A 1,295-nucleotide genomic window follows, 5' to 3' on the forward strand; every position below is an offset into this window, starting at 1 on the left:
ACTATAGGCTTTCGTGTATCGATCTTCTGAACCCTTGAAAACACTGTATTTTTCAATTTTCCTTTCTTGATCTTATAAGTTCCAAATTCAGCTCGGTTGTAAAAGCGATTGGGCGAACTTGTTTGCCCTATCGCCAAGACCGATTTTGACTAATGCAGGATAGGGATTTTCCGAATATTGTAATACAAAATCCGTAAAATCCCCCCTGTACTTGCAGTAGGCTCACGGCTTGCAAAGCAAGCCAAGGGGTCTAGGGGCGAAGCCCATAGCAAGGACGCAGTCCCGAGGCGACAGCCACGGGGCTGTGTGTCCTTGCCCTATAATGCAAAATCGGTTCTAGTTATGCGTTTTTTAAACGACAAGGCGGGGGCTTATCTTGGTGAAATGGCGGGTGTTGAGCGGTTGCGGTCAAGCCCTTTAGAGCGTAGCGTGGCTTGACGGCAAGTAGAGCGAAACGCCCATAATGCCACCAAGATAACCCACGCTGAATTAGTGCCGTGTGGTGTTAGCTTGGTTGCACTTTACCCTTACGGCTCAAGGCTTTGTCAAGGGACGCTACGCTGTAAACCCCTTGACAAACCACGCCTTCAGGGTTCTGTTTAACCAAGCCAACACCCCACTTTGTGCGATTGCTCGCCCTATTCTTCGACTGGTTGAATACCACGCTCAGACATCATAATTTTTAATCTTCGGTTAATTTCACCACTTCGATCCGCTAACGTTTTTGTATTAAAAACTGCGTAATCTCTGCTAGTTTCGTAGCCTTTCCAAACTTGCAAAGGATCTAGGGCGTAAGCGTAAGTTTGACCGACTGGAATTTTTATCAAAGCATTCAAATCTTCTAGTGATTTTATCCAATTTTGCACTGTTCTAATCGATACGGAAAAACGTTCAGCAAGGAATTTTTGATCGCATATAACTGCACCGCAAGTTGCGTCAATGTGTTCTGCAAAAAACGTGTAAAGTTGAAATGCTCTAGGTGCTTGAATTGCAATTTTATTAAGAATTGACCACCCAGCACTTGTTACTTGAGTAAAATTCATCTTATTTTTGCGTTTTTGAGCGATTTCAGCCGTTTTAAGCTCATCTTGGTACTTGAAGTCAAGTTGTCTTAAATCTCGTTGCTCTGGCGTTCCTACGTTGATTTTTGCGTACATTATGCGATCCCCTGTTTTAGTTTCGTGTATAGACGAAAATTTTTTTCGTAGCTTATAAAATTTTCTTTCGTGGTGCAAGAAAATTTCTTTCGCCTTGAGACTAACACACGAAACTATAGACACGAAACTATAGGCTTT

General features: G+C 42.9%; 1 protein-coding gene. It reads right to left on the reverse strand.

Annotated features, from left to right (window positions below):
- Window positions 1-638: 638 nt before the first annotated feature.
- A partial coding sequence (locus B0185_RS10035; protein WP_249024986.1) for a replication/maintenance protein RepL occupies window positions 639-1,295 on the reverse strand: 657 nt, incomplete at its 5' end.

Source organism: Haemophilus parahaemolyticus (genome assembly GCF_002015035.1).
Classification (GTDB): Bacteria; Pseudomonadota; Gammaproteobacteria; order Enterobacterales; family Pasteurellaceae; genus Haemophilus_A; species Haemophilus_A parahaemolyticus.